The sequence below is a fragment of the Chryseobacterium cupriresistens genome (genome assembly GCF_046614675.1).
GTDB lineage: Bacteria > Bacteroidota > Bacteroidia > Flavobacteriales > Weeksellaceae > Chryseobacterium > Chryseobacterium cupriresistens.
The window spans coordinates 604,189-625,661 of sequence record NZ_JBKKJT010000003.1 but is presented as its reverse complement, the minus strand read 5'-3'; the positions used below and the strand labels follow the sequence as shown (position 1 = coordinate 625,661).

The 21,473-nt window shown below is 38.4% G+C and carries 16 protein-coding genes and 1 tRNA gene; 3 read left to right on the top strand and 14 right to left on the bottom strand.

Translation table 11 applies throughout. The annotated features are described in order from the left end of the window. Nucleotides 1-70 precede the first annotated feature (70 nt). The 3 genes from xylA to ACLI50_RS11735 form a co-directional block, all read right to left on the bottom strand. On the bottom strand, nt 71-1,399 hold the full coding sequence (gene xylA / locus ACLI50_RS11745; protein WP_110009770.1) for a xylose isomerase: 1,329 nt from the start codon (nt 1,397-1,399) through the stop codon (nt 71-73). Nucleotides 1,400-1,506: 107 nt separating this feature from the next. Beyond that, nucleotides 1,507-2,991: a xylulokinase gene (locus ACLI50_RS11740; protein WP_227941534.1), complete on the bottom strand. Its 1,485-nt coding sequence runs from the start codon at nt 2,989-2,991 to the stop codon at nt 1,507-1,509. Nucleotides 2,992-3,007: 16 nt separating this feature from the next. Continuing rightward, nucleotides 3,008-3,733, bottom strand: coding sequence for an NUDIX hydrolase (locus tag ACLI50_RS11735; RefSeq protein ID WP_047430953.1), 726 nt, complete (start codon nt 3,731-3,733; stop codon nt 3,008-3,010). Nucleotides 3,734-4,377: 644 nt separating this feature from the next. On the opposite strand from ACLI50_RS11735, the gene ACLI50_RS11730 reads away from it, so the two are divergent. After that, nucleotides 4,378-4,521, top strand: a complete 144-nt coding sequence (locus ACLI50_RS11730; protein WP_238349688.1) for a helix-turn-helix domain-containing protein — start codon at nt 4,378-4,380, stop codon at nt 4,519-4,521. A 92-nt stretch (nt 4,522-4,613) separates the two neighbouring features. Here the strand turns inward: ACLI50_RS11730 and ACLI50_RS11725 are convergent. From ACLI50_RS11725 to ACLI50_RS11690, 8 genes are all read right to left on the bottom strand, one after another. After that, nucleotides 4,614-4,698: transfer RNA gene (locus tag ACLI50_RS11725), tRNA-Ser, on the bottom strand. Nucleotides 4,699-4,895: 197 nt separating this feature from the next. Continuing rightward, nucleotides 4,896-5,390, bottom strand: coding sequence for a hypothetical protein (locus ACLI50_RS11720; protein WP_411413852.1), 495 nt, complete (start codon nt 5,388-5,390; stop codon nt 4,896-4,898). A gap of 318 nt (nt 5,391-5,708) precedes the next feature. Further along, nucleotides 5,709-6,380, bottom strand: coding sequence for a hypothetical protein (locus ACLI50_RS11715; RefSeq protein ID WP_411413851.1), 672 nt, complete (start codon nt 6,378-6,380; stop codon nt 5,709-5,711). A gap of 14 nt (nt 6,381-6,394) precedes the next feature. Further along, nucleotides 6,395-11,161, bottom strand: a complete 4,767-nt coding sequence (locus tag ACLI50_RS11710) for an RHS repeat-associated core domain-containing protein (protein ID WP_411413850.1) — start codon at nt 11,159-11,161, stop codon at nt 6,395-6,397. 18 nt (nt 11,162-11,179) lie between these two features. Further along, entirely contained in the window at nt 11,180-12,439 is a 1,260-nt protein-coding gene (locus tag ACLI50_RS11705) for a tetratricopeptide repeat protein (protein ID WP_202842965.1), read from the bottom strand. After that, on the bottom strand, nt 12,439-14,601 hold the full coding sequence (locus ACLI50_RS11700) for a type VI secretion system Vgr family protein (RefSeq protein ID WP_411413849.1): 2,163 nt from the start codon (nt 14,599-14,601) through the stop codon (nt 12,439-12,441). Before ACLI50_RS11700 ends, ACLI50_RS11705 begins: the two co-directional genes overlap by 1 nt. A gap of 546 nt (nt 14,602-15,147) precedes the next feature. Beyond that, nucleotides 15,148-16,914 carry a S41 family peptidase gene (locus ACLI50_RS11695; protein ID WP_411413848.1) on the bottom strand — a complete coding sequence of 589 codons (1,767 nt, stop codon included), beginning with the start codon at nt 16,912-16,914 and terminating at the stop codon, nt 15,148-15,150. A gap of 76 nt (nt 16,915-16,990) precedes the next feature. Then, nucleotides 16,991-17,494, bottom strand: coding sequence for a DinB family protein (locus tag ACLI50_RS11690; protein WP_411413847.1), 504 nt, complete (start codon nt 17,492-17,494; stop codon nt 16,991-16,993). A gap of 147 nt (nt 17,495-17,641) precedes the next feature. On the opposite strand from ACLI50_RS11690, the gene ACLI50_RS11685 reads away from it, so the two are divergent. Both ACLI50_RS11685 and ACLI50_RS11680 read left to right on the top strand, forming a co-directional pair. After that, a complete protein-coding gene (locus ACLI50_RS11685; RefSeq protein ID WP_411413846.1) occupies nt 17,642-18,778 on the top strand; it encodes a tetratricopeptide repeat protein in 1,137 nt (378 codons plus the stop codon). A gap of 77 nt (nt 18,779-18,855) precedes the next feature. Further along, nucleotides 18,856-19,194, top strand: a complete 339-nt coding sequence (locus ACLI50_RS11680; RefSeq protein WP_411413845.1) for a nuclear transport factor 2 family protein — start codon at nt 18,856-18,858, stop codon at nt 19,192-19,194. Here ACLI50_RS11680 and ACLI50_RS11675 read toward each other — a convergent pair. The 3 genes from ACLI50_RS11675 to ACLI50_RS11665 are packed head-to-tail and all read right to left on the bottom strand — an operon-like array spanning nt 19,191 to nt 21,410. Continuing rightward, nucleotides 19,191-19,754 carry a DUF6624 domain-containing protein gene (locus ACLI50_RS11675; protein ID WP_411413844.1) on the bottom strand — a complete coding sequence of 188 codons (564 nt, stop codon included), beginning with the start codon at nt 19,752-19,754 and terminating at the stop codon, nt 19,191-19,193. The two genes, ACLI50_RS11680 and ACLI50_RS11675, sit on opposite strands and share 4 nt — an antisense overlap. Before the next feature lie 52 nt (nt 19,755-19,806). Further along, on the bottom strand, nt 19,807-20,358 hold the full coding sequence (locus ACLI50_RS11670) for an AAA family ATPase (protein WP_411413843.1): 552 nt from the start codon (nt 20,356-20,358) through the stop codon (nt 19,807-19,809). A 56-nt stretch (nt 20,359-20,414) separates the two neighbouring features. Next, nucleotides 20,415-21,410 (bottom strand): MsnO8 family LLM class oxidoreductase, encoded by a 996-nt coding sequence (locus ACLI50_RS11665; protein ID WP_202842980.1) that lies wholly within the window; start codon nt 21,408-21,410, stop codon nt 20,415-20,417. Nucleotides 21,411-21,473: the final 63 nt, after the last annotated feature.

Sequence of the window (21,473 nt, the reverse complement as noted above, 5' to 3'; positions counted from 1 at the left end):
TTGAATAAAAGGCTCTTTAATAATTATTGTGTATAAAAATCCTTAGTGTTGATAAGCCTTTTATTTTTAATTATATATACATATTCACGATGGCTTCAAACAATTCCTGTTTTCCGCTTTTTGGCTGTGGTTCGCCGATTTCGTGAGCTATTCTCTGCAGATCTTCCAGTGTAAGTGAACCTTCTTCAAATGCTTTTCCGTTTCCGTTATCAAAAGAAGCATAACGGTCTGTCCTCAGCTTTTTGTAATCTGAATTTTCAAGGATATCAGCCGCTGCAAGAAGACCTTTTGCGAATACATCCATTCCTGAGATGTGGGAAATGAACAGATCTTCAGCATCAATAGAATTTCTTCTGATTTTGGCATCAAAATTCACCCCTCCGGTTCCCAGACCTCCTGCCGGAAGCAGCACCAGCCACGCCTGAACCATGTCATAATAATCAATTGGGAACTGGTCTGTATCCCATCCGTTCTGATAATCTCCCCTGTTGGCATCAATGCTTCCTAAAAGTCCTGCATCTACTGCAACCTGAAGCTCATGTTCGAATGTGTGACCTGCCAATGTAGCGTGATTCACTTCGATATTCAGTTTAAAATCCTTATCTAATCCGTAATGTCTAAGGAATCCGATTACTGTTTCAGAATCATAATCGTACTGATGCTTGGTAGGCTCCATTGGTTTAGGTTCAATCAGGAAAGTTCCTTTAAAACCTTGCTGGCGTGCATAGTCTCTTGACATGGAAAGGAAACGGGCAAGGTGATCTTTTTCACGCTTCATGTCTGTGTTCAAAAGGCTCATATATCCTTCTCTTCCACCCCAGAAAACATAATTTTCACCACCAAGCGCTATCGTGGCATCTATTGAATTTTTCACCTGAGTTCCTGCACAGGCTACTACATCAAAATTTGGATTGGTAGAAGCACCGTTCATGTATCTTTCATGAGTGAAAACATTGGCTGTTCCCCATAAAAGCTTAATTCCTGTTTCCTGCTGTTTTTGTTTTGCATATTCCACAATAGTCTGCATATTTTTCTCGTAGTCCTTCCAGTTGTTGGCAGGGTCTACCAGATCGATATCATGGAAGCAGTAGTAATTGAATCCCATTTTAGACATGAATTCGAAACCTGCATCCATTTTGTGCATTGCTCTTGTTACCGGATCGTTTCCGATATCCCAAGGATGGTGAATGGTAGGTCCTCCGAACGGATCGCTTCCGTTGGCACATAAGGTATGCCACCATGCCATCGCAAATCTTGTCCAGTCTTTCATAGGTTTTCCCATCACGATCTTTTCCGCATCATAGTAACGGAACGCCAACGGGTTCTTACTTTCCTTCCCTTCAAACTTAATTTTTTCAATACCTGTAAAAAACTCTTTTGTACCTGTTAAAGTGTTCATATTTATTTGATTATTTTTATTTTTGTTTTTAATTTTTTGCGTAGAAATTCCCTTCTCACTGATTCTGAAAAGTCAGTAAGAGGATGAAAAATGCTGTTGTAATGGTCCTAGATTATTTCGTTAAGATGATGTTTCCATCTGGCATAGGCTTCTAAATATTGTTCCTGTTTTTCGTGTTCGGGCTCTATCACCGCTATTTTTTCGAGTGAAGAGAATGCTTCTCTGGAATCTGAATAAAATCCTATTCCCATTCCTGCAGCTCTTGCTGCTCCTACCGCTCCATCGGTATCATAAAGTTCAATAACCGCATTGCTGACACTGGATAGCGACTGGCGAAAGATTGAACTTAAAAACATATTGGCATTTCCTGCACGGATCACCTGTATATCCATGCCTATATTTCTCATGATATCCATTCCATATTCATAAGAGAATACAATACCTTCCTGTGCTGCACGAAGAATATCGCCTTTTGAATGGATATTGAAGTTTATTCCGTGAATTGAACAGCTTGTATCCTTATTTTCCAGCACTCTTTCAGCTCCGTTTCCAAAAGGAATAATACTTAACCCTTTCGATCCGATGGGTGAAAGTGAAGCCATATCATTCATATCACCATAGGAAGAAAGCGAAGTTGCAAAATTGTGTTTCAGCCAGGAATTTAAAATTCCGGTTCCGTTGATACACAGTAAAACCCCAAGCCTGATCTGTTCCGGTGTGTAATTGACATGGGCAAATGTATTGACCCTTGATAATTTATCATATTCCAGCTGGTCCAGCACTCCATAAACCACTCCTGAAGTTCCTGCTGTAGAGGCAATTTCTCCAGGGTTAAACACATTCAGGGAAAGCGCATTGTTGGGCTGGTCTCCTGCTCTGTAAGAAATAGGTGTACCCTCCTTCAAGCCTAATTCTTCCGCTGCTGCCCTTGAAACTGTTGCCTGAATACCAAATGTAGGTACAATTTCCGGGAAGAAACTTTCAGGAATTCCATAGTGGTTAATGATATCTTCCGAAATGCAGTTGTTCTTAAAATCCCAGAATATTCCTTCTGATAATCCTTCAATGGTCATTCCTATCTGCCCTGAAAGTCTCATGGCAATATAGTCTCCGGGAAGCATTATTTTATCTATCTTTTCAAAGATCTCAGGTTCGTTTTCTTTTACCCAGGCAAGCTTTGATGCTGTAAAGTTTCCCGGTGAATTCAACAGATGTGAAAGACATTTTTCTTCTCCTATGGTTTTGAAAGCCTTTTCACCATAAGGTACAGCACGGCTGTCGCACCAGATAATGGATGGTCTTAAAAGGTTCTGATCTTTGTCTACAAGAATCAACCCATGCATCTGCCAGGTAATTCCGATTCCTTTAATATCTTCTGCATGTACTCCGGATTCATGCATGACAGCTTCGTGTGCCAACTTAAGATTGATCCACCAGTCTACCGGATTTTGCTCTGCCCATCCGGGATTTATAGCAGTGATTTTCATCTCTTTTTTGGGAGAAAATTCAGAAGCAATCACTTTTCCGCTGGACGCCTCAATGAGACACACTTTCACAGAAGAACTGCCAATGTCATAGCCTAGTAAGTACATAATTTTTTTAAAAGGGTTATTTTATAAGTTTTGTATTGTTTTTCTTGTAGATTTTAGCATCAAATCGGTAATATCTTGCTGCGCGGTGTGATACATCTTTTTGAATTTCATCCAAAGGAACGATATAGGGGAATGAGGATATTTTTTTATGAAAATTTTTAATATCAATATTCTTTTCATTTAAAGCACTGTACAGCTGATAAAGCTGTCTTATGGTGAATCTTTTAGGCAGCAGCTCAAAAATAATGGAGAAATCAGATTCAATCCATTTTCTGATCTCCATTAAAGATTCAGTGATAATTTTGTTATGATCAAAAGGCAGTACCGGAACCTCATCAATAGGATACCAGTCTACGGTATCATATTTTGTACTGTTGATCTTATGATCTATTTTACAAAGAGAAAGATAGGCCACTGTAATGATCCTGTCTATATGATGTTTGTATTCCTGATCCATCCATTTGATATCATGGGCATTGCTCGCTCTCATGGGATCGGCAAAGCATTTGAACTGTTTGAGAACCATTTTTTTAATCCCTGTAAGTTCATGAAGTACCCTTTGTGCTGCATCATCTACATCCTCATCGCTGAAAATAAGACTTCCAGGAAGTTTGATCTGCTTTTCCAACGGAACGTCATCAACATGGCGTTGTACTAGTAATATATTCAACCTGTTTTCATGGTCAAATCCAAAGACAACACAATCTACAGAGACATAGGTATGAATAAAGTTCTGATTCATTAGTTTGTTAACATTTTGGTAACATTACAAATATAAAAATTCATCTGAATAAAAAAAATAAATCCGCTATTATCTACTGCTTATCAATGATTTACATATCGAATTTTTATGATATCAATTGTATAAAAAATATGATAAGGTTATCATTAATTTTACACTTACTTATTTCATAAGACATGAATTCACAATCAATTGCAATTTCACAATACCCTTAAAAAGATTATTTTTTTTTGAATAAATATTATGATAAGAACAATTATTTTTTTTTTCATTTTGCACGAAAAAAAAATGTAAAAAGCACACTTTTCATTATTAAAAAAGAGGCAAATCATCATTTTCGATTACCATTTTTTACGCTCTAACTACAAATAATTACGAAACAGTCAGCCTAAACAATAATATGATATAAGAATGTAAACATGAAAACACTCCACAAAACAGCACCTGGAAACACCTGAAAATTTCGGAAATCAGAGAACAAAAAAACCTGCAAAAATGGGATTCTGCAGGATTAGATGAAAGTTACGTTTTCCCAATCTTGAACTTAAAAATATCTGAAAGATTTACATTAACGAATCACCTGCTTTCTAATAATGTATATTTTCTTTTCTTGATCCTAAAAAATGCTTAAGATTTTCCGGCCTATGGAATTAATTAAAGATACCGATCTGAATATGACTGAAATTACCTATGAAATTGGGTACTCCCATATTGCCGCTTTCAGCAATAATTTTTATCAACTTACCAATATGAGACCTACCGAATTCAGGACAATGTCCAGAATATGAAAAATCATTTATCAGATGTGATTCTAAGGAATTGCTCTTTAGAATGATGAGCAATAAAAAAATCCTTGAATCATTTGATTCAAGGATTTTTGCGGAGAGTGAGGGATTCGAACCCCCGGACCTGTTACAGTCAACAGTTTTCAAGACTGCCGCAATCGACCACTCTGCCAACTCTCCTTAAACTCTGGTAGCACCGTTGTTTTCAGTGGTGCAAATATAGAAAGTTTTTTATTACTGACAAAATATTTTTTCAATAAAATTCGTATTTCTGCAACTTTGCAGAAAACTTTATTTTCTCAAGTTTGTCAAACATAAACATTAAGAACTCACCATCAGCTATTTATCCTTACACAGAAAGTATTAAGCTTTAAATACTATCCGTAGTAATATTCAGTGGTGATATCTCCACTAAAAGCAGGATGCATGTCCTGTTTCTGCATATTCAGTTCAAATAATCTTTCACCATTTTTATTTCCGCCCCTTATTTTTAAGGAGTACCACCCGTTTTCAAGAGAAAGGGTAACACTGTTTTCTTCACTGATGGCAGCGATATCCTTCAGATATCCAATGCCGACAATTTTTACTTCATTATTCGCCGTCTGAAATATCCAGCCTTTTGATTCCACCTCTACTTCTTCATCACTCAGAATCTTTTCATCATTCACAGAAACCCGGAATGCATAATAATCTTCTTCTACCCCTATTATCGGAATAGCGATTCCCGACTTTGTTATTTCATCGCCATGTTCATTTTCTACGAAATATTTTAAAATATTAGTACCTGAAAGATGATAGTCCTGCAGATACTGTGCTAAAAGCTGTGGACTGAATATCACGAAACCTTTAAGTTCAGAGAATATTTTTTTCATAATATATTTGAATTGGATTTGGATTACATAGTTTATACAGTAGGTGTTATTCTAATGAATTAATAAACTTTACAATACTTGTTTTTATAATGACTTTAAATTCAATCAATTCTCCTGTCACCAACTAACCTCTTCAAGACAATTGAGATACCAACTTTCAAAAGATATTGCCAAGCCATTATCATATGTGAATCATGATGTTTTTTTATAATGTCTAAGGCTTCTTGTCTAATTTTACTTTATCCAAATTATTTATCAAATTCTTGTGGAATATAAAATTTGCAGAGCCTGAATTTTATCTTTTATCGTATCTATAAATTAAATAACTGAGATATTTTTTAATCCTAACAACTCAATTCCTTCCAGGTCTACATTTTTACATTTTTCTAAAAGCAAATTTTCAATACTCTTCATTTGCTTAATGGTTTCTTTTACATGAATTAAAGAATTACAACTTTGAATAAATACTGTTTTTAATTTACTACACTTTTCAATTCCTTTAACAGAGATAAAAGTTCCCCGTATGATACGCAAAAATTCTAAGTTAACAGTTTCGCTTAGAAAAGATAAATCATCAGTTTTTACATTTCCAATTAATAAACGATTTAGTGACTTTAAGTTTTCCCAACCTTCTAAACCTTTATAGTAGCCAATGTTAAGAATTTTCAAATTAGGTATCTTTGATAAATCAAGATTAAAATCTGTACCAGCACTCCAACGGAAATCTTCCAATCCTGACAAATTATACAAACCTGTAATGTTAGATTTTTTAGCTAAGGGAACCAGCCAATGAAAAGTTGTAATAAAATTCCTTCCCTTTAAAAAATCAAAATTTACCACTTGTTTTGTATCAATATCATCAGTCGATATACATACCTCATTAATATTATTTTTTTGGGCAAAGTCCAGACCTTCCTCAATGTGATCATAAGAAATCGTTATTCCTTTAAAATGAGAAGTTTCACCAAAATCTACTTTATATTTTTCCATATAATATACTAAAATCAATTATAATTTACTTTTGCTCTTGCTTTTACATCAGCATCATAATCAGCTTGTAATTTATCTGCCAATTCTGTTGCTCTTGCTTGTAATTGAGGGTTTGCATCCCAAGTAGATTTACCACTCATATGATTATTTAAATAATCCGCCGGTACTCCAGCTCCACCAGGTCTGAAGCCTGCATCTTTCATTGTTTTATACTCAACCATTTTTCCAAGATCATTATTTCCTCCTGTACTAACATGTGCTTTTCCAATAAGAGTATTATCTCCACCCATTTTACCAACTTGTGAAGTTCTTGTAGAAATGGATTGATTCATTCTTCCAATTTCACCTTTTCCTATATACTTATCCCCACTTGCAAATCCAAACAGATAAGCTCCCCCAGATCCCGCTAGACCAAAAATATCAACCCACCAGTTTATATCTTTTATATAGTTATAAAGGCTTAATCCTCCTTTTAATCCAATTGGGTCTTTAGAAATATAATTTCCACTTTCTATATCATAATAACGAAACCTGTTATAGTATAACCAAGTATCTTGGTCTTCATATTGTCCAAGCTGTCTGAAAGGAATAAAATATCTATTTCCTTTTAAGTTTTTAAGATTTCCATAGGCATCATATTCTGTACTCCATACGGTTTGCCCTCCTTCATCAAAAGCCTGAACAGGTCTGCCTATATAGTCAGAAACAATGCAGTAACTTTTTCCATTGATAATTTTAGCACATGGTATATATGAATTTCGCTCATACACCCAGGTCACCACATTCTCCACAGGTTCTTTTCCAACGCTGACATTCCCGTCATCATCTACAACCGTTACAGGAACTTCTTCAGCATCATAGCTCCATTCATGCAGGAGAACGTTACCATCCCAAATATAACGAGTTATTTTCTTCAGACCAATTTTTGAGGTTCTTCTTCCGAGGGCATCATACTCAAAGCTTACTTCTTTGCCGTCAGGGCGTTTTACTTTGGCCAGCATTCCGTTGGCATTCCAGGAATATGCCCAGTCTCCGGCGGACCATTCCGTGCTTTGAATTTCTGTTGGAGAATTTTCGGCTACATTGGGTAAATCAGCTCCATCCGGCAGTTTCGGGCTGTTCATCCAATCTGAAGCAATGGTTTTATAATAAGGATGCGTATTCTCCTGTTCTTCTTTACGCTCAGATCTGGCATCGTTGATTGGCCGTTTACTTTTTAACAATAAATTTCCTTCTTCATCGTAATGGTAGAACCAGTTTTTATCACGCATCAGCTTTCCTCCTTTGTCGTAGATACGGTCAGTCTGCCGGGCGCTTTCATATAAGCATCCCGTAGCATCCGGATTTTTGTACTGCACTTCTCCGCTTGAATATTCTGCAGCAACAAGGCTTCCGAAAGCATCGTAATCAAATCTTGTTCTTCCGCCCGTCACCCTGTCCAGGGTATGAAGCAACCGGTTTCCGGCTCCCCAGCCGTAGTCTTTATGGAAGGTAGTATTGGTTTTATTCACTGTTACTTTCTGACTTACCGGCATTCCGATATGGTCAAATTCAAAAATGCTTTCCACCCCGCCGGTCATTTCACGGGAATGCATCTGCCCGTTTCGGCTGATCTCAAGATTCATCTGCCAGGGTGCATGCACTTCCGGAGTAGCGGCAGTTACCGATGTAAGCTGTCCCAGATCATTATAAGAATAGTCTACTTCGGCTCCCAGACTGCTTTTCAAACCGATCAGATTTGCCAGACTGTCATATTCATACTGAATGATATGTTCACCCTGTTTTTCACTGGTGACCTGTCCTAATTTATTTCTCTGAAAAGCGACACTGCTGTTTTCATTATCTGCTTTAACCAATAATCCTGAAGTGTCATACTGATAGGCTTCCCAGGTTCCGTCGGGATAATGGGTCTGTGTCAATCTTCCGCCCAGATCATATTCATGAAAAATATCTTTTCCCTGAGGAGTCCTGGTTTGGGTAACCATTCCGTCTTTATCTCTTACAAAGAACTTTTTCTGGCCGTCAAACCCTATTTCACCAATGATATCATTATTATTATTTCTTTCAAAAGAATAGACTTCTCCTTTCTCATTGGTAATGCTCATTAAATTTTCATAAGCATCATACCCGAAAAACAATGTTTCTTCTTTTTTATGGGAAAGAGCATTCCTGCGGACCTGACGTTTAAGGCTTCCCATCGGCGTATAGCTCATGAGCCATTCTGCACGCCCGTCGGTAGCATACACCGGAAGATCATAGGCATCATAACGGAATTTTAACGGGAATTGCCCCTGCTCGTTCACTTCAACCACTCTTCCCATTTTATCCCTGTTCCAGAGGGTTCTGTTCAAAGGGCCCGGACTGAACACCGTCAGCCTTCCATACTCATCATATTTCCAGTACTGCTCGGCTCCGGCAGTGTTGGTGAGCTGAGTAAGCTGGCCTCTCTGGTTATATTTATAATAAGTAGCAATCTCTTCTCTGCTGCTTCTTTCAGGAATTCTTTCACCGTCTGCATATTCATAGTATACACTTTCTTCAGCAGGGTCGGTATAGCTGATTAGTTTTCCTTCTTCATCATAGCTCCATGTTTCCGAAGCTCCCGAAGGAGAGAAACGGGCAATTACCTGTCCGAATTCATTGTATTGATAATGGTATTCTTCTCCATCCGGGGTATGGAAGATTTTAATATTTCCCATTTCATCATAGGTATATCCCTGAACTCTTCCTTCCGGGGACCCCGTCATTTTCAACTCGTTGTGGGCTGTATAATCGTACCAGGTTTCTCCACCTTCTCCATTTACTTTTTTGTAAACCAGAAAGTTTTCATCATAATGATATTCCTCGGTTTTATTGTTTTGCTTTGGATAGATAACTTCTGTGTAACCTTCCTCATCATGGTAATGAAGTCTTCCTTCCATATATCCATCCGTACCTTTGGTATGAACTACTCTTCCGTTTTTATCATATTCCCATTGATAGCTCATCCCGTTCCGGTTGGTTCTTTTCACAACATGGTTTTCTCCATCATAGTCAAACACAATGGCCTTTTTGTGAATATCCCAGACATGGGTAAGGTTGCCACGTTCATCATAGTCGTACCTAACCTGCAGATCTCTCTGGTTTTTATAACAATAGTAAACTTCTGTTACTTTTTTATATGTCGGGTGAATTACAGTTTCTATACTGCAGCCAGTTTTTACATCTTTTATACTTTTCAGTACAATGTTCCTGGCTTCATACTCATATTCCCTGATTGTTCCGTCACCATATTCAATACGGGTTACCTTATAAACAACTCCTTCCGAAATATGATGAAAACGTTTATATGTATAAACATCAGTTCCTTTACGAACAATCCAGATACTGCTATTGGGTCTGTACTGCCATATTTTCTGATCTCTGAAATAAGTCATTTCTTCTCCAATCTCCGGTGCAGGAATCAGCATTGCCATATTTTCGTCCGGATGCATCCAGCCTGCAAACTTATTATCTTCATCAGGAAGAATAAACAGATCATGATTATTGAAAACACCATTTCCAAGATGTCCGAAATCATAAGGTCTGTCGCTGTGCCAGATATTTTTCCAGCTTAATGGTGTACTGCCCTGAATTATAAAATCATCCCATTCGAAAACCATGGCACCGGTTGCAAAATTCACAGGTTCAAGGCCGTAATGACATAATTTTTTGGATAAAGCATTGGCTAATTTGAATTTATTGAAAGGAGCTTTTTTAAGAACACTGTTGTTTAGCTTTTTTAAACCGTTAGCACCAAGTTTTCCTAATTTCTTGGTTAAACTTCTCATTAAAAACATTCCGGCAAGACGCATCACCATTTCTCCGGGTGTATAAACATGGGGTACAAAAGCGCCTCCTACCAATACAGGTCCACCCGTATTGATCTGAATATACATGCTTGAAAAGTTATTGTAGAAAGCAAAATAGGCCAGCGGATTTTTCTTCGGCTTATCAGGCATTGCGGGCAGCATTGTCATTCCGAAAGGAAATCCCATACAGGTTAATACCTGCTGAGGCTGGTTACCGCTCATTTTACTTCCCTGCGCCAGAACGGTCTGCGAACCGTAATACACTTCTCCTTCGTGTGGAGCTTCCTGAGGAAAAGGAATGATATACACCGGAATAAGCGATGTGACATGTCTGAACGGAATGACCACTCCCATCACACTGGTCGTGGTGGTTGCTTTGTGTCTTCCATGAACATATATAGAGCCTCCCAGCGGAATAGTTTCCGGAAGAGAAGGCATCAGGTTTCTGGCAAATTGTGGAATTGTAATTTTAATGGTAATATAATCCATTATATCAAAAACAATCCCGATAAACGGATGGGGCAGCGGCAGTGGAATAAACATGAATGAAGGCGGCGGCGGAATGAGAGTCCAGTGGATATCAATGGCCAGTACGATATCAAAATGTTTACTTGTATGCTGAATGGCTGTGGAAGGCATTGCAGGATTATTGACCTTAATCAGTTTCACTTTGCTTTCCGGAGCGGCCTTTTCTACTGTCACGGCACTGTCACCACCTCCGCCTCCGCTGCTTTTTTCCGGCTGTCCGGCGTCTCCTCCCACTATGGATTTAGCCATGGAAACAGGATTCAGGGAATCGAAATTATTTTTCATTCCGTTCTTCCATCCCTGTTTGGTTTTATCCCAGCTTACCGAAGTAACATCTGTATTTACCTTCCATGAGCGGTCTGGGTTCATGTCCGGTTTTGCTACTTTAATGGGTTTTACTGTTTTTTTATTCAGATCTGCCATGATTCTTTTAATTTGAGATTACCCTGCTTTTGGTTTTTCCACGCTCACCTTCCAGTCATCACCAAAATAAGTCTTCATTTCACTATCCAGTTTTGTTTTTTTATCAGTATCGCCTTCATATTTGAGAATAAGCATTGAGGCAACAAACCTCAGACTGCTCTGTTCTCTTGCTGAAGGATCCATCAGTTTTGCTATATCCAGACATTTTTCAAAATACCGGATCATTTTATCTTTTGTCAGCACCGTATCATTCAATGTAGCGATGATCCTGTAACACTCAATCGCCATTGCATATTCTCCTATTTTATGAGCCGTCTCTGCGGCTTTTTCAAATGCTTTTTCTGCCCTGGACTTTTTGGAGTTGCCTAATAAATGGCTGCCATAATTCATATACATCTGAACTTCCAGAGGAGTATCAGGTTCTACTTTTTCAAATATTGTCCGATAGGTATCTTCTGCCCTATCCTTCTTCCTGTCCGCTATATATGCCTGGGTAAGCATAAAATAGGCAGAAATTTCGCCCTGTTTATTTTTTTGTTCTCCGGCGAGCTTCACCGCCTTTTTCAATGCGTGCTCTGCTTCTTTGAATCTTTCTTTGCTTAAATGATTACTCGCTATAAGAATCTGCTGCTGGAAGTCTGTATCCGGGCTGTTCTTCTTACGGTTGGTATGAGCGGCAGTATTCTGCATTAACTGATGAATGTCTACCTCTATTCTGAAGCTATGGGCTGAAGAGATACCGGGCAGAGTCCTGTAATGGTGATGTTCCGCCCAAACCAGTTTAATATCTTTATTTCCCGTTGCTTCACAGATCCTGCACCATTCTTTCACCCATAAAGAAAGTTCTTCGGTATCATTAATCCTGAGCGGAGCAATGTAGATATAGATTTTAGAATCCTTAATATTCGGGAAGTTTTTCTTTAGTTCCAGCAAAGGGTAAAAAGCTTTGTAAGCATCTGTTTTAAAACTTTCATCCGGCTTTTCCAGATTCCAATGGGGAATATCTGCCTCGCTTTTCCTCAGCATTTCATAGAACTCAGTCCATTCATCCAATAAGGTTTGTCCGAAGGAGTTCATTCCGTTAAATTCCTGGTAATGGAGTAAAAAAACATCATCTCCTTCTTCATCTTCAGAAAGTTTCGACTTGATAAATCCATCAAAAAGATCGGTTTCATGTTTTTCTCCCAAACAGATCAGCATAGGCTTTTCTTCGTTTTTTGAAACCACTTTCTGCCATTGTCTTTTTAATTTTACCAACTCCAAATCTACCGGATTCATTAATTCAGCTTTACAGTTCCACTTACAATATTCGTCTCGCTTCCTCCACCGACATTGATTTTTCCTCCACTGCTGAGATTGGCTTCTGTATCACCTCTCATGGAAAGCGTATTGGTTCCGATATCCAGTGTATCAGATTTGATTCCGACACCTGAAGTAGGTTCACCGTCTTCAGGCCCTACTCCAACTCCGATACTCGTTGTGCCACCAACACCAATATTGACTCCCTGTACGAATATTTCTTTTCCTTTAATCTGAATATTTCCCTCTTTATCCATATAAATCGAGCTGCTTCCGCAATTCAGCGTAATGGAAATTTTGCTGTCTATGCTTATATTTCCTGCTCCATCCAGAAAAACAGAATTTTGATCTTTATCTTTTACGGTAATTCCTCCTGCATCATCCAGACTCATGGTATGTCCGCTTTTACTGCTTAAGCTTTTAATATTATTTCCGGCACCGCCGCCACCGCCAACTCCGCCATGGAACATTCCTCCCATCACAAACGGACGGTCAGGATGCTGGTGTGCAAAATTGACCACTACCTGATCTCCTTCCTCCGGAATCGCCATAAATCCACGATTTTTACTCACTTTTTCGCTGCCTCCGCCATCAGGAGTCATTACTCTGATATATTCTGTGGTAGTAGAACCATTCTGCCAGTCGAACTGTACTTTCACTCTTCCCTGGTTTAAAGGATCTGCATTGGAAATTACTTTGGCAAACTGGGCATCCGCTTTGGGGGTATGGAACTCCGGACGGGGAATAAATCCTGTATCAGAAGCTATTGCCTCAAAAGTGCCGGTATAATATCCTCTGGCATCTACCTCATGATACATGTCTGTAATCATCAGTTTGGTAAAATAGGTTGTTTCACTGCTTTCGGCTTTTCTCATTTCAATATCAGCGATACAGCCGGGATAAAGGAATGGTACTGTTGTAACTCCTGAAATAACAAAGACTTCAGCAGCCTTACTTCCGGCAGTTCCTTTCTGAGAAGTTTCCACATCCATGAAAGACACCGCTTTTATTGGAGCTACCCTCAGCGATGGAGTGGTAAATGTTTTTTCTGAAATTTCATAGGCTCTCTTCGCAATATCTGAGGTGTGATTAATCTTTGAGCTTCCAGCCGTTAATTTTTCATTTTTACTGCTGTTGTAACCGTAAAATGACGGATTCACGTGCTGTGCCTTCATTTTTATCTTGACATCACTCACACTGCTGCCATAGGTTAGCTTTACAGGTTTTTCCTGCGGTGGAAGTTTCCCGAAATGCAGTACTTCGCCATCATAATAAAACTGTTCACCGTAGGCTTCCGCAATTCGGGCCAGATAGTTATAATGAGTTTCTTCATATTGTGAGCTGTAAGAAACATTTCCATGGGCTGCGTCTACTCTGAAATCGAACGTATTTTGTCCCAGACCTTCTTTGATCACCTGATCTGCAATACTGTTCAGACTGATTTCCTGGGCTCCGCCAAAACTTTGAATATGGGGTGCTGCATCTAAAAGAACCGTAGGGCTGGATCCTGTAAGAACGATATTTCCCAGGCTTCCTTTTTCCTGGCTGAAACCTACTTCTGTGATGACTCCAACGAAATTTCTTTCCGGACCGTCTTCAACGTCTTTATATCTGAAAATAACCGTAATTCTTTTTCCCAGAAAGTTCTGAGCTTCTTCCAGATTGTGGTTTTCGGAATTTCCCAAACTATCGTGAGCCAGCATCAGATCAAATTCATGATGTTTTACAGCACTTTGTTTTAACTGAAAATGTTTGAAATGCTTAATGACCTTTCCGTCAATTACGATTTCAAGTTTTACCACACGGTTAATTCCGGCTACCTGATTTCCAGGTATCGTACTGGCATTATAAATTCCTGAAGTTGGCTGTTTAGCCCATACTTTATCTTCTACCAGTGTGGGAGGGTTGGATTGTTTAACCTGGTTCATAAACATTTGGGACCCGTTTTGAGCCATCCCTGTATAGGCCTGGGCCTGAGCCATTTTTTCTGAAGCTTTTTTAATGGTTCCACTCGATTTTTCCTGTACTTCCTGAGCAGCTTTATGAACGGCCTCATCCGTCAATGTTTGTTTAACATTCTTTACAGCTGAAATTTTATCTTTGGAAACAGGCAATTTGGGTGAATGATCGTCCTGAAACATAATGGTAATATTTTGATTGATTGGGTGTCAGATTTTTTTAAGCTGAAAGTGATCCGGACCATAAAGTTCAGATCATTTCACTATCCGTGCTTCATCTGTAAAGAGGAATCCGGATATTGAGATCGTAACAGGGTGTTAAAAGGAAAAGCACAACTATTAGTTTACTTTGTATCCCTGTTGAAATTCAGGATTTCACCTGATTTTATTGTTGTAATATGCAGATTGTAATCATTATTAATTTTTTGTAATTGGATTGGTGGTATTACAAAGATAAAGCGGTAATTGCTATTCAGGAAATTTTCAATGGATAATCTGAAATTTTGTCGTAGTTCTACGACTTTTCATCAATAATTCCAAAATAAATGATTAAAAAAAAAGAAATAAACACCTCTATATCAAATAAATATTTAACAATTTTTAATAAATGAAAATGATAAATTTATCACTTAAAATAGAAATAATATAAAATATTATTGTACTGTTAGAATAAAAAAACCAGCTGCAAACAATGAATTTACAGCTGGCTTTATGCGTGTGAAAAACTTTTTATTGTTTTCTAAGTTCTGCTACTTTTTTCAGATAAACATCGGTCTGATCAAGAAATTCCTGATCGGTCTGCTGTATTGTCACATGAGGAATAATCCCCTGTCCTCTTTTCTGATCAGGAAGATTTTGAGCATCCTGGATGACGTGAACAATAGAAAATCCGGTCTGGATTCCGGTATTGGGAAGTTCATACACTAATGGAAGATGGCCATTATGTTCATAATAGCCTCCTACCGTTTCTTTTCCAATCACAACAGCATTGGTATAGGATTTAATAAGGGAAGCAAGGTGTGAAGCTGCAGAAGCTACCCTTTGATCAACAAGCAGATACAGCTGTCCTTTAAAAGTTCTTTCATTAGGCAAAACGGATGGATTCTTGTCATCTGCCCAGTAATATTTCCCCTGAACACTTTTAGGGTAAAGCTGTTTCAGATAGGCATTAAGGCCATGTTTATCCTGTACTCCGTTAGAGAGAAAAAGAGGAGTTATAATGAGTTTTTCCTCCAAGGGGACTTCATTGAATTGGGTGTACGCATAGTGACTGTCACGGAAAGGTCTTTGTGTAAGATAAGAGAATACTTTTTCATAAAGAGCTCCTGTGCCTCCTGTATTTCCTCTGAGATCAATGATCAGATTCTGTATTTTTTCCTTTTCCAGAGTATCCATCATCTGATCAAGAAAAACACTGAATTTTTTATAGGCCGGATCTTCTTTTCCGGTGGCAAAATCGAATCCTCTCAAAGATAATCTGTAAATTCCTTCTCCTTCTTTGCTGAAGCTATATTTTTCAGACAGCAGTTTTTTGTCAAAGGCAAGCGAATATCTTGATTCCTGAAGTTTTTTGAAACTTTCCAATGGTATTCCTTCCAGAGAAACTTCTTTTACGGCACCATTCCATTGATATCGGATCACATAATTTTTATGGTTTCCGAATTCCATATAAAATTTATCCAGCATTCCTCTTTCAAAACCTGTTGTTTCCTTGTAAGGCATGGAATAGCCATCAGAAAAATAGTATTGCGAGAAACGGCTGATCATTTCTTTTGCAGGAACTCCGTTGATGGAAAGAATTTCGGCACCAAGAGGTATTGCTGCCTCTTTTGAATCCTGAAGCAGGCGTCCGTCAATATTCTTCAGAGTGATGGGCAGATATTCAGGTTTCTGGGTGAGATAATAGGAGGCGTGATTAGGTAAATCCGTATAATTATGGCAGCTTCCTTCAAATCCGGTAAGTCTGGCAATGATTTTATAGAAATCAAAAATATTTTTACTGTTTCTGGCTTCCGCTTCTGCCTGCTGGTAGATGCTGTCTATCTGCTTTTTACTTCTGTACACATAGAGTCCGGAATTTGCTTTTCCCCTGATCAGGCGGAATGTTCTGAGATCTTCCACAAACTGATCGGAACTGAACTGGCCGTTCAGAACAGGTACGCTTTTAGATTCAGCAATAGATACTTTTACGATTTTACTTTTTTCAAGATAAGATTTAGCCCAGATCTTTACTTCATATTTCTTTCCTTTTTCAGGAGTAAAATACAGGCGCTCGATACTTTTTATTCCTCTGGAATCATCCTGTTCTTTCAGTTTCTTTCCATCCATGAACAAAGCAATTCCCAGATTAGCATCAGCCGACTGTACTGAGATCCATGATGGTTTGTAAGATTGTGGTGAATATTTCAGGGTGTCTCCTGGTTTAAGCTCCAGATGAGTCTGTGCATATGCACTGTTTAAGAATAGCAAAAGAGGGATGATAAGAGGTCTGGCCATTATTATTTTTTTGAATGGGCTAATATACAAATTAACCTCAACCGATTGAATATTCTTCGGCTATTCCCTTTCAGCACTATAGTTTCACACTCATATCCTGTACTTCTTCTGCAGAAAATCCATAGATCTGTGGCGTTTTTACATCCAGAAGGTTCAGATAGATATATAATTCTGCCCTGTGGTGGATTTCATGTTCTATCATAGCCCGGAGCCATTTCCACACAGAAATTTCATGATTGGCAGGAGTAAGGCATTTCCTGGTAAGATCCTCATCTGAAAGCCCTGTGATGATTTCAAGCGTCTGCCTATGCATTTCGTTAAAAAACTTAACGGTATCCCCATAGCCGTCGGCAATGTCTTTACCACAACCCGGATAAGCACTTTTCCTTCCTGATATGGTTTCGCCGTACATATACCTTTCGATGGCTGCAATATGTCTTATCTGATCTCCAATGGTAAATTTTCCCGGTTTATAGGAAAAATCAATATGCTCAGGAGGAACAACTTCAATAATGCGGTTGGTTCTCTCTCTTATTTTTTCATAATAATCAATGAATGACTGTACAGTTTTTATTTCCATATCTTTTGCCTGATTTTTATATAAAGTGAATATAAGAAATCTGACTTAGTGTTTCATCATAAACCATTCAGAATAAAAAAATCCCCGATAAGTGAGACTAAAATTTGGATGCCTGGTAAATAACCTATATTTTAGTTAAAAATAACCATGATGAAAAGAGGAATCTGCTTGTGTATTATTCTATTAAGCTTTAAAAATCTTACTGCCCAGTCTGCAAAAATTGATACTGAAAAACTTCTTGAGTATTACGAAACACAACGTTATGCTGATGCGGCTACTTATCTTCAGAGCATATATCCCGGAGATACACAGGATATAAAAGCCCTTTCACAAATTGCTTACTGTAATATGATGGCCGGAAAACTACCGGAAGCAGAAAAAAATTATCTGAAGATCAACACCATTCAACCCGACAGCCTGCCCACCCTATTCAGTTTGGCAAGTATCAATTCCAGGCGGGGAAATGTTTCCAATGCCCAAACGTATCTTCAGCAGATTATCCGGCTGGACAGTCTTAACTTCAGTGCCTTTAAACAGCTCGCTGCTTATGCGGAAACACCTGAGTCCAGACTTTCTTACCTCAAAAAAGCCAATATCCTTAATTCTGCAGATCCTGATGTGGCTTATGATCTCTCTGCAACTTACATCAGCCTCAAACAATACCAGTCTGCGTATGATGTATTGAAAACAGCCATTGCAGCCGATACTGAGAACTTTACTTTACTGCAGGCTCTACTGCCGGCAGCCAACCAACTCCACAAATATCCGGAAGTGATTGAAACAGGTGAAAAGCTCCTGAAAAACCATGCTGATGTTAATGTTATGAATGATCTGGGACAGGCCTTTTTTTATGTAAAGGATTATCAGAAATGTATTACGCTTTATAAAACACTGGAAGATATGGGAGTACAAAATGAAGGCACATTATATTTTATGGCCCTGAGCTATCGTGAACTGAAAGATTATAACAATGCTGCCATCTATGCACAAAAGACTATTGACGAAGCTATTTCAGATCACACCAACCTTTATTATGCTGCACTTGCAGGCATTTATGAAGCTAAAAACCAGTATAATGATGCTGTGACAGCTTATAAAAGAGGATTAACTTTTGGTACCAGCAATATTATTTATTACCGTTTGGGGCTTCTTTATGATCTCAATCTGAAGCAGTCTAAGAATGCCGCAACATATTATCAGATGTACCTTAAAAACAATCCTGATCAGGACAAGGAAAAAGAGCAGATTGCCTATGCAAAAGGAAGAATTCCTGCTTTAAAATAGATAAGCTTTTGTGATTATAGTCACAAGAAGAATCTCCGGTGATCCGTTAATTTTGTATAGACAATAAACAGAATATTATGGACACTACAATTCAAAATACAGCAGAACTGTTTATCCAATATTTAAATGAAGAAAATTTCGATAAGGCAGAAAGCTGTCTTGATCCTGATTTTAAATTTATAGGGGTAATGGGAAAGAGAGAAGGAGCCTCTGTTTACATCAAAGATATGAAGCAGATGAAGTTTAAGTATGAAATTCTTAAGACTTTTACTTCCGGTGAAGATGTTTGTTTCTGGTACAATATTGATATGGGAGAAAAAACAATAGAATCTTCGGGATGGTATCACATAAAGGATGGAAAGATCCGTACTTTAAAAGTTCTGTTTGATCCGAGACCTTTATTAAAAGAGTCTTAAATCCATCCTGTTTTTTTCCTCCAGGCGGTATATTCAGCGTCTTTGCTATCAATTTCCGGAATGTCTTCGGCCCCCGGGATTTTATTGATATCTGATTCGGAAAGGACCCGCAGATTTACCTTTTCGCGTTCTGTATTTAACTTTTCTTTGTTTTCTACGGGATAAATTATTCCTTCAGAGGTCAGCTGGGTACCATACTTTTGAGGTTTACCCTGAAAAACCTGAATCCTGTCGTATAAATAGGCTTTATGGATAGGATTAATATCATTACAATGCTTTTCCATCATAGCGTAGCTTGTTTTCATAAATTCGGGTTCGCCGATAGCATGCTGGATGATCAGCCATGCTGCATCATTAGCTTCCTCACCTACTTTTGAGATGGTAGGATAACCGATTTCTGCTATAATTTCACGCAGCCGTTGTGCATTGGCTCTATGGATCTTTTCCATTTCGGGATGATAGCCTCCGGATAATTCTCCAGCCAGCAATAGTTTTTCTCTTATGGACAGATCTTTGTCAGCCATTTCGATCAGTTCTTTTTCAAAAGGAAGATGGTTCATACTTGATAATTGATAATCGATGAGTGATAATTAATAGGTGATGAAAAATACTTTATATGAGCCTGTCAAGGATAAAACGGGCTCTGTTTTCTACTGAAATTTTCGGGACTTCTATGGTATTGTAACCATATTCCTGATAAATTTCGTTCATACATTCAAAGGTAAGCATAGATTTTTCGAAGGTTTGTTTTCTTTCAGGGTCATTTTCGTAAATCTCTTTCCATGGCGGCAGAATGAAAACATTGTTATGATAAATCATTTCTCTTGCTTTAACCTCCATAGATTCCGGAACAGGAATATTTTCAAGTTTCATATAACCAAGTGTATCCAGTATTCCACGGTCAAAGAAAACAGGTTTTGCAGAAGTTGTCTGACTTATTCTCAGGTAGGTTTTTACGGATTCTTCGAACATCAGTTCTGCAAAAAGTTCTTTGTTAAGCCATGGAAGCCCTTCACCACCGGAATCCATCTGTTCTTTAATGATTCTCCTTCCTTCTTCAGGTACAGTTATCAGTTCACGGTGGCTTAATTCATCCAGCAACGTTGTTTTTCCTGCTCCCGGACCTCCGGTAATGATATAGAATGTTGAAATATTCTGTTTCATGGGTTTGAATTATAGTATAAAACTCCACCATACAGCAGAATTTCATACTGCGGAGTTTATCTGTTATTTTTAATGATACTTTTATACGTGTTGATGCGGTCTTCTTCCCGGTACATATTACACAATATCAGGAGATCATCGGTATTGTACTTTTGGGCAATTTCATCTAATCTCTGGTTAACAGATCCCGGTGTTTCTATAATAATTCTGTTTAAAACCGTATAGAATTCTTCTTCATCCTTGGTTCCCAGAATCTTCTGTTCCACCACTTCCGGAGAAAGAACCGCATCCGGACTTTCTAATTTCCGGGACTGTAAAAACTGATAGGCCATTCCGTACGCATTCCGTCTGGCATCTTCTATTGTATCTGCTACTGATACCGATACGGCAACCTGCAGAGAAGGCCGGGAAAAATATTGTGTTATGTCAAATTCTCTGAGATAAGTATCTGTATTTTCCTTTCCGTTCTCACTATTCATAAAAGCAGCGAATGAATATCCAACTCCATGCTTTGCAGCTTCCCGGGCGGAGGTCATTCCTGAGCCCAGCCACATAATTTCCGGAATATGCTGTACATGAGTCGGCTGTGCAATAAGTCCATCATAAACTCCTTCTTCGTCCTTTATGAATTGAATGATCTCTTCCAGCTTTGTTTCCATATTGGATAAAACTACCGGTTTATGATTGTTCAGTGCCATGACAGCATCTTTTAAACCTCCGGGAGCTTTTCCCAGGCCGAGAATAAAGCGTTCAGGATATAGTGTTGATAACATTTTAGTCCATTCTGCAATCTTATAGGCAGAATAGTTTCTCATCATGATTCCGGCAGTTCCTATTTTAATCCGGTTTGTTTTGCTGAGAGCAATTGCAGCTAAAAGCTCGGGACTGGAACTTCCATAAGCTTCTACTCCATGATGTTCGGAATACATGATGCTGTGAAACCCTGTTTCTTCAGCCATTACAGCAAGATTAAGACTGTTTTTCAATGCAGATGCCGCACTGCCGCCCATGGTAGCGGGTGACTGATCTAATATCCCTAATTTCAGCTTCATACTGTTGGATCAATTTTATGGTGAAGGTATAAAAAAAGCTTTATGTAACAGAAAATGAAGTGT

Bases quoted from the DNA above. Each gene is read 5' to 3' on its own strand.
- xylA (WP_110009770.1), bottom strand. From the start codon at position 1,399: ATGAACACTTTAACAGGTACAAAAGAGTTTTTTACAGGTATTGAAAAA.
- ACLI50_RS11740 (WP_227941534.1), bottom strand. From the start codon at position 2,991: ATGTACTTACTAGGCTATGACATTGGCAGTTCTTCTGTGAAAGTGTGT.
- ACLI50_RS11735 (WP_047430953.1), bottom strand. From the start codon at position 3,733: ATGAATCAGAACTTTATTCATACCTATGTCTCTGTAGATTGTGTTGTC.
- ACLI50_RS11730 (WP_238349688.1), top strand. From the start codon at position 4,378: ATGGAATTAATTAAAGATACCGATCTGAATATGACTGAAATTACCTAT.
- ACLI50_RS11720 (WP_411413852.1), bottom strand. From the start codon at position 5,390: ATGAAAAAAATATTCTCTGAACTTAAAGGTTTCGTGATATTCAGTCCA.
- ACLI50_RS11715 (WP_411413851.1), bottom strand. From the start codon at position 6,380: ATGGAAAAATATAAAGTAGATTTTGGTGAAACTTCTCATTTTAAAGGA.
- ACLI50_RS11710 (WP_411413850.1), bottom strand. From the start codon at position 11,161: ATGGCAGATCTGAATAAAAAAACAGTAAAACCCATTAAAGTAGCAAAA.
- ACLI50_RS11705 (WP_202842965.1), bottom strand. From the start codon at position 12,439: ATGAATCCGGTAGATTTGGAGTTGGTAAAATTAAAAAGACAATGGCAG.
- ACLI50_RS11700 (WP_411413849.1), bottom strand. From the start codon at position 14,601: ATGTTTCAGGACGATCATTCACCCAAATTGCCTGTTTCCAAAGATAAA.
- ACLI50_RS11695 (WP_411413848.1), bottom strand. From the start codon at position 16,914: ATGGCCAGACCTCTTATCATCCCTCTTTTGCTATTCTTAAACAGTGCA.
- ACLI50_RS11690 (WP_411413847.1), bottom strand. From the start codon at position 17,494: ATGGAAATAAAAACTGTACAGTCATTCATTGATTATTATGAAAAAATA.
- ACLI50_RS11685 (WP_411413846.1), top strand. From the start codon at position 17,642: ATGATGAAAAGAGGAATCTGCTTGTGTATTATTCTATTAAGCTTTAAA.
- ACLI50_RS11680 (WP_411413845.1), top strand. From the start codon at position 18,856: ATGGACACTACAATTCAAAATACAGCAGAACTGTTTATCCAATATTTA.
- ACLI50_RS11675 (WP_411413844.1), bottom strand. From the start codon at position 19,754: ATGAACCATCTTCCTTTTGAAAAAGAACTGATCGAAATGGCTGACAAA.
- ACLI50_RS11670 (WP_411413843.1), bottom strand. From the start codon at position 20,358: ATGAAACAGAATATTTCAACATTCTATATCATTACCGGAGGTCCGGGA.
- ACLI50_RS11665 (WP_202842980.1), bottom strand. From the start codon at position 21,410: ATGAAGCTGAAATTAGGGATATTAGATCAGTCACCCGCTACCATGGGC.